Annotated in this window: 8 protein-coding genes and 4 tRNA genes; all 12 read right to left on the bottom strand. The window is 52.8% G+C overall.

What is annotated here, in order from left to right; all coding sequences use genetic code 11:
- A partial coding sequence (locus tag MWU64_RS15220; protein WP_221293541.1) for a GTP-binding protein occupies positions 1 to 96 on the bottom strand: 96 nt, incomplete at its 3' end.
- A gap of 52 nt (positions 97 to 148) precedes the next feature.
- Positions 149 to 224, bottom strand: a tRNA-Thr gene (locus MWU64_RS15215).
- Positions 225 to 235: 11 nt separating this feature from the next.
- Positions 236 to 310: transfer RNA gene (locus tag MWU64_RS15210), tRNA-Gly, on the bottom strand.
- 10 nt (positions 311 to 320) lie between these two features.
- A tRNA-Tyr gene (locus MWU64_RS15205) sits at positions 321 to 404 on the bottom strand.
- 40 nt (positions 405 to 444) lie between these two features.
- Positions 445 to 520 (bottom strand) — tRNA-Thr (locus MWU64_RS15200).
- 31 nt (positions 521 to 551) lie between these two features.
- Entirely contained in the window at positions 552 to 1,121 is a 570-nt protein-coding gene (locus MWU64_RS15195) for a hypothetical protein (protein ID WP_247065316.1), read from the bottom strand.
- A gap of 65 nt (positions 1,122 to 1,186) precedes the next feature.
- Positions 1,187 to 1,921: a type III pantothenate kinase gene (locus tag MWU64_RS15190; RefSeq protein WP_348645564.1), complete on the bottom strand. Its 735-nt coding sequence runs from the start codon at positions 1,919 to 1,921 to the stop codon at positions 1,187 to 1,189.
- Entirely contained in the window at positions 1,918 to 2,883 is a 966-nt protein-coding gene (locus tag MWU64_RS15185) for a biotin--[acetyl-CoA-carboxylase] ligase (RefSeq protein ID WP_247065312.1), read from the bottom strand. The genes MWU64_RS15190 and MWU64_RS15185 overlap by 4 nt, the downstream gene beginning before the upstream one ends.
- Positions 2,884 to 3,345: 462 nt before the next feature.
- The gene (locus MWU64_RS15180; RefSeq protein WP_247065310.1) at positions 3,346 to 3,876 is read right to left on the bottom strand and encodes a hypothetical protein; all 531 of its coding nucleotides are present in this window, start codon (positions 3,874 to 3,876) and stop codon (positions 3,346 to 3,348) included.
- A gap of 88 nt (positions 3,877 to 3,964) precedes the next feature.
- Positions 3,965 to 4,528 carry a DUF6160 family protein gene (locus MWU64_RS15175; RefSeq protein ID WP_247065308.1) on the bottom strand — a complete coding sequence of 188 codons (564 nt, stop codon included), beginning with the start codon at positions 4,526 to 4,528 and terminating at the stop codon, positions 3,965 to 3,967.
- A complete protein-coding gene (locus MWU64_RS15170; RefSeq protein WP_247065306.1) occupies positions 4,525 to 4,818 on the bottom strand; it encodes a hypothetical protein in 294 nt (97 codons plus the stop codon). Before MWU64_RS15170 ends, MWU64_RS15175 begins: the two co-directional genes overlap by 4 nt.
- Positions 4,819 to 5,009: 191 nt before the next feature.
- Positions 5,010 to 5,705, bottom strand: a complete 696-nt coding sequence (locus tag MWU64_RS15165) for a hypothetical protein (RefSeq protein WP_247065304.1) — start codon at positions 5,703 to 5,705, stop codon at positions 5,010 to 5,012.
- Between the last annotated feature and the right edge of the window lie 299 nt (positions 5,706 to 6,004).

The raw sequence follows: 6,004 nt of genomic DNA, 5'->3' as shown, positions 1-6,004 counted from the left end.
CAGAGCAGCGGTCAGAGTGGTCTTACCATGGTCAACGTGACCGATGGTGCCGACGTTAACGTGCGGTTTACTACGTTCAAATTTTTCTTTAGACATTCGACCAATCCCCCTAATCAACCAGGATCGTAACGTTGACCGGAAATAAAAGTGGAGCTCATGACCGGAATTGAACCGGTGACCTCATCCTTACCAAGGATGTGCTCTACCGACTGAGCTACATGAGCGAAAACTAAATTGGAGCGGGCAGCGGGAATCGAACCCGCGTCATCAGCTTGGAAGGCTGAGGTAATAGCCACTATACGATGCCCGCGAGCAATAAGTGGTGGAGGGGGCTGGATTCGAACCAGCGAAGCTTTCGCGTCAGATTTACAGTCTGATCCCTTTGGCCACTCGGGAACCCCTCCAAAACAAACCCGCATCGCGGATCTGCGCAAAACTAAAAAGTGGAGCTGGCGGACGGAATCGAACCCCCGACCTGCTGATTACAAGTCAGCTGCTCTACCAACTGAGCTACGCCAGCTCACATTCGCTCGTTCAGCGAGGGCGGTATATTACGGATTTTTTTCTGATGTTGCAACACCTTCGCAAGCATTACGTTCGACGAAATCGAAACTTTCATCAAAATCCGCTTCAACCGCTTGAAGCACTTCGGTTTCCCTAAGTGATTCAACTTTAAAAGCGAGCGCGTATCCTATCCGATTACGAGGGAACTTGGCCAGCCTTACACTCACATTTTCCGATTTTTTTTCTTCAGCCAGCTTTTGGGCAGCCTCGAATGACTCGAACATCCCCAATGAAATCGCATTTTTGTACTGTCCCCTGGTAACAATATATACATCGGCACCGGCGGCTCGCAGCGCACTTGCTTGTTGTTTCGCAGCCGATGCAGACTGGGGCGGCACCAACACCCAATGCAAAGGCGCCAGCGCGATCGCTCGGGACTCAACCCGTGATTCGACGCCCGCCTTCCGGGCGAGGGCGTGTGCCACAGCAGGTGAATTGAACCACCCTACGGACAGACACACATACGGGTGAACATTCTTGGTAAAGGCCTCTGCCCCGGCTTTAAGGCTTGCAACCCGGGGCAACCCACCGGCCGACACGGAGGCAACGGACGGCAAGGCCAGCCGCTCTGGCAAAATCCAGAGGGCGAGGTTAAGCACAACCAAACACAACGCCAACCACTTCATACCAAGCCATCCTGTGCAGCGACCCGATTCAAGCCGTCGAGAACAAGCTCCGGGCAGTATTCAGCCTGCAAACCCAGTCCGATAAAACGTTGGGCGTCCCCCCCTGTAACCAGCACATGCTGCAATTCATATGTCGCAACATCGCGATGGGTTTGGCGCACAACGCCTTCAGTCAGCCAAGCGAGCCCGTGGTTGGCACATTCTCCCGTTGTTTTCCCCGGCCGGGTATCGAGCTGCTCATCTGCGTCGAAGCCAATTCTCGCCGCGTCCAACTTCAAACTACGACGCATCATTCTCAAGCCCGGCAGGATAAAGCCGCCGATGTGGTGTCCGCGATCATCGATATAGTCAACGGTAACAGCGCTACCTGCATCAACAATCGCGCAACCGGCCCTAAAACGGCCCCAGGCGGCAACCATGGCATGCCAACGATCCGCGCCCATTTTCGACACATCCTGATAGGAATTCTTTAAGCCATCACGCTCTGATTCGCTCCAATAGAATCTAACCGGCGCTGCGGTCACCCTGGCAATGGCCGCTTCCAATATGTTTCGATTTGCTTCCGAAGCTACCGTTGAAACACAGACACAAACCACCTCCCCTGCGTATTTTTGCAAGGAATGAAATGGTTCCGGCACGGTCAAATCTGCAACACCACCATAAATTCGCTCAGAACCGCGCATCAAACGCCATTTGGCCCGGGTGTTTCCGAAATCGATAAAGAGGATCACTCCGTCACCCGCAAGCTGATATCACCCGCCATCACTGACAACTGTCCGTCATCCGTATCAAGCAGGTAATTCCCGCCCGCATCAACGCCAGCTCCAATCCCTGCAAGCGCCCCATCTTTTGCCGCCAAAGGTTGTCCGTGAAAAATGTCGCGCCTTTGCCACTCGTCTCTGAATTCGGAAAAGCCGCCCCGCTGAAACTGCTCCATTACTTTTGCCACCTCAACAATCACCGAAGCAGCCAGATCATTTCGCACCCATCCATGGTCTGGCCAGTGTTTGGCGAGACTGGTCCAAGGCTGGTCCACATCGTCGGCCGCTGTCATATGCACATTTATCCCCAAACCGGCGATAACCTGGACCTGCCCCTCCTGCAGCTCTCCCTGTATTTCAACCAAAATGCCGCCGAATTTCTTTCCACCTGCATACAAATCGTTAGGCCACTTCAACCCGGCGCCCGTCACCCCCAAAGCGCCCAATGCCCTGACCACCGCGACTCCCAGGACCAGGCTCAGGCCACTTAATCCCTCAAATCCGCCCCGAAGCGTTAGCCCCATGCTCATATACAAATTTTGGCCTTTTGGGCTCGACCAATTTCGGCCACGCCGCCCCCGCCCCTCGGTTTGAGCATCGGCCAGTACAACCGGCATAGCAGCTTCGGAACCTGACAAACGCCGAGCCACCTCAGCATTTGTTGAATCCACCTCTTTGAGCACCACCACATCCACCTCATCAGAACAGGCGCCCACCAGTTTCGCGACAATCTTTTGTCGGTCCAGCAGATCCAGTGCGGTCACCAACTGATAGCCCTGGCCTCTGATGGTTTTTATTTCTATGCCCTCGGCCTCCACTTTTCTTATCTGCTTCCAGACCGCGGTGCGCGAGACACCTAACTGCTTGGCCAGCGATTCGCCAGAATGGATGCGATGGTCACTAAGTAGGTCTAACAAAGGATTCGGCTTCATCGAACGGGTTCCAGATAGGAAATGACTGAGCGGAATTAAACACTAGCAAGCAACAAAAAACAAAAAGGACAGCGCGCTGGCTGCCCTTCTTGTCAATTCCGCCTCGGCTTTTACTGCGAAGCCAAGCGGGCGATTGAGCCTGTCGGCCGCCGTGGTCGTTGTTACATAGCGATAGCCCTGCTGCGCGCCTGAATCGATGATTTTTTTTCATCGCCGCGAACACCTATAACGCCCCGGTGCCGGAGCCGTTTATCCCCTGCCCCTGACCGTCCAATGTTCGGTTCGTCTCCCACAAAATAGCGTTGCGTTTTCCGAGCCCCTCAGCACGTGCGAGGATTTTCTTCATTCCGATTGAAACCCCTTGCTCGCCACGCTCTTCCCATACTCCTCCCGAAGCACTACAGGCCATAGACGAAGAACCAGACCCGCCAACACATACACTTCCGGCGCCTCCCGGAGCGATCACCATCGTGCTCCCTTTCTCAAAGCTCTCCAGCCGCAAACGGCCGAAACTCTTGCCATTATCAGCAGTCCCGACCCGGACATTTCCAACATCCAGAGTGCTCCAAGCTTCACCGGTTTCCATAACGAGCCATGACTCCTGCCGTGGAACGCGGGATCGTCACTATATCGAATAGCCCCCGCGGACCAGTCTCCGGTCACACGCGGCGCAGCAACCTGAAGCGTGTTGCCGACCATATCTAACGTAACCCCCAGTGCTTCAAAATTCATGGTGACATCGTCTAGAAACACTGCACTGCCATTGGTTCGGTACCCAAGCCGCCCCCCTGTCATGGTATACGCTGTGTCGAATGTATACCCTTCGCCCCCGACTGCACCACCAGACCTCAACCTGAAATAGCCATCCACCGAGTGATCTAAAAACAAACCGCCCATACTGACGCCGGGTGCTCCTGCAAGGCGCACGTCGGCAAATTCGATACGGCGGTCTTCCACCAGATAGTCGAGATTAAGGCCTGCACCGGCAGTCACATCAATGCGTGCTCGATGGAAAGCGCCGAAAACAACCCAACCTTGAACAGCGAGGGAAACAGGTTCGAAATTCGGGTAAAGGGAGTATTCATAAAAACTCCTTGCTATGGATTGCCATCAGGGAAAATGAGCAAGTCCCCTGCATTACAACATCGCCCCGCATTTCGAATGCCCAGATATCGGTCTGCTGAAACCCCGGATCCGTCGGCCTGGCCGTGCTGCTTGTTGCGAGCTTGAATCGTACATCGGAATACCTGACGGTATCCGGCAGCCCCACTTCTTTCACATCGCGGTTAAATAACGCACCATCACTGCCGAAGCCCGCATTGATTGACCGAACTTTCAGCGTCAGACCTTCAAACGAAAACTTCACACGCAGGTCATCCAAAACGACCCACCCACCGTCCTCCTTCAGACTGAACGCTGCTCGGGCACCACACTTTTTGAGCGGGTCACCACATTGTCCAAAGTAGGCATTTTCGATCGGCCCGCCGACTTCGTTGATGCTCATGTCACCGGACAGATAAATCCCACCTTGCCCCGAAACCTCAGATAACGCCTGATCCTCCAAAATCGCCATATCAGCCAGCGCCAGACAGGGAAACGCTATCGACAGGTACGCTACCGCCAGATTCAACATGGATTTGCTCATTGCCCTAAGTCCTTGGTTTGGATTTTCAGGTGCTGGACGATCATTCCTTCAATGCGTGCGGAGCCAAAATCACGGGCGTTGACACTGAAGTTTCCTATGCTGACATTACTTTTGTACTCCGAACTCGAGTAGTAATTGTTGTAGAAGTCCCATGTTGCTGCATCGCTCCCATTCCTCAAGCCGTTGTCAGCAACCGAGCCGCCGGGAGGAGCTGCCATCGTGTCAATTTCCAACAGAAAATTACCCGTCCCGTCGACATCAAAAAGCAACGGCTGAAGACTGTTTCCCATAGCTAGCTCCAAGACAAAGTCCGACATTGTGATCTTGGACCCGCAAGCGCTGCCGTCATGGGAACACGTATTGATGGTCATTTCCGATGAGTAGAAGTTGAACTTGAATTTACCCGCCATCTGCCGCCGATCACTGTCACCCCAAATTCGTATATAGCTGCCGTCGATCACGGCACTGGGGGCGTGTATATTCAAATTGGCGGGGCGGCTAGAACAGGTGCCTGACCCTGATACCGCAGCACTTGAAAGACAATCAAACCCATCCGACTCAGATACCTTCGAGGGTGCGGAGAATTCCAGTACCGCAGAACCCGGAACGCCAATGTCATTCCCGTCAACCGGGAGTCTTTGTCAGAAAATTTAGTGACTTCACCAATGGGCAAGCTGTTGTAATTATCGAGCTTGAAACAAACGTCAATTCCGAGTGCCTCACAACTCTGCACCTCAATTTCAACATTTCCTCGGCCGGCAAAAGTGCACGATTGATACCACTCATTGCAGCTGGGCAAAGTAATCTCGGAACTAGAAGTACCACGTATCACTTTCAACAGGGCACGCGTTGAGGCATCAACATCTTTAATAACGATCTGTTCGCCATTTGGGATACCCGCATACTCAGCACGCACCGGATCCAATTCACCAATCGTGGTCCCTTCGCCGTACACAAAGGTCTGATTATTAATATAGCCGAGAGCGAAGTTCTCGATAAGAAGGTCGGCTGATCCAGACTTTTCGCCGGCTCGCTTGTAACGGCCAACTTCCAGAACGTCAATATTGGTTTGAACCTCTATATCCATACCCATATTGATACAGGTATAGGAGGTGTTTTCGGCGGGATCAGGGTGATATTGGCGGTCAATAGAAACAAAGGCCTGCAACCGAGACAACCGGCATACCCATGGCGCATGCCAAGAGCAATACTCTTTTTTTGATACTCATAGCCAAACCTACCAGGAATCTTTGTTATTGGAGGCGATATGGACTGACTAATGAGTGTCTCTGAGGTTGGCTCTTATTATTTTTTGGCCAACTAGGTAGAAATGTTAACTAAAATTTGCCACTGACACTGTGCGGTTGTTCATAAATTCAGCAGCCAGAAATGAAAAAAACCCCAGCCTCTTACGAAGCTGGGGTTTTCGGTATTAGGCGTCTGACGATGACCTACTCTCACATGGGCAAGTGCCAC

Origin of the sequence: Marinobacter sp. S0848L (assembly GCF_023016065.1) — a bacterium.
In the GTDB taxonomy this organism is placed as follows: Bacteria; Pseudomonadota; Gammaproteobacteria; order Pseudomonadales; family Oleiphilaceae; genus Marinobacter.
The sequence above is the reverse complement of the archived record's forward strand: the minus strand, read 5'-3'. Positions and strand labels throughout refer to the sequence as shown.

What these genes read in the sequence shown, in the direction of transcription:
- MWU64_RS15185 (WP_247065312.1), bottom strand. Translation starts at nt 2,883, where the DNA reads ATGAAGCCGAATCCTTTGTTAGACCTACTTAGTGACCATCGCATCCAT.
- MWU64_RS15175 (WP_247065308.1), bottom strand. Translation starts at nt 4,528, where the DNA reads ATGAGCAAATCCATGTTGAATCTGGCGGTAGCGTACCTGTCGATAGCG.
- MWU64_RS15170 (WP_247065306.1), bottom strand. Translation starts at nt 4,818, where the DNA reads ATGGGAAACAGTCTTCAGCCGTTGCTTTTTGATGTCGACGGGACGGGT.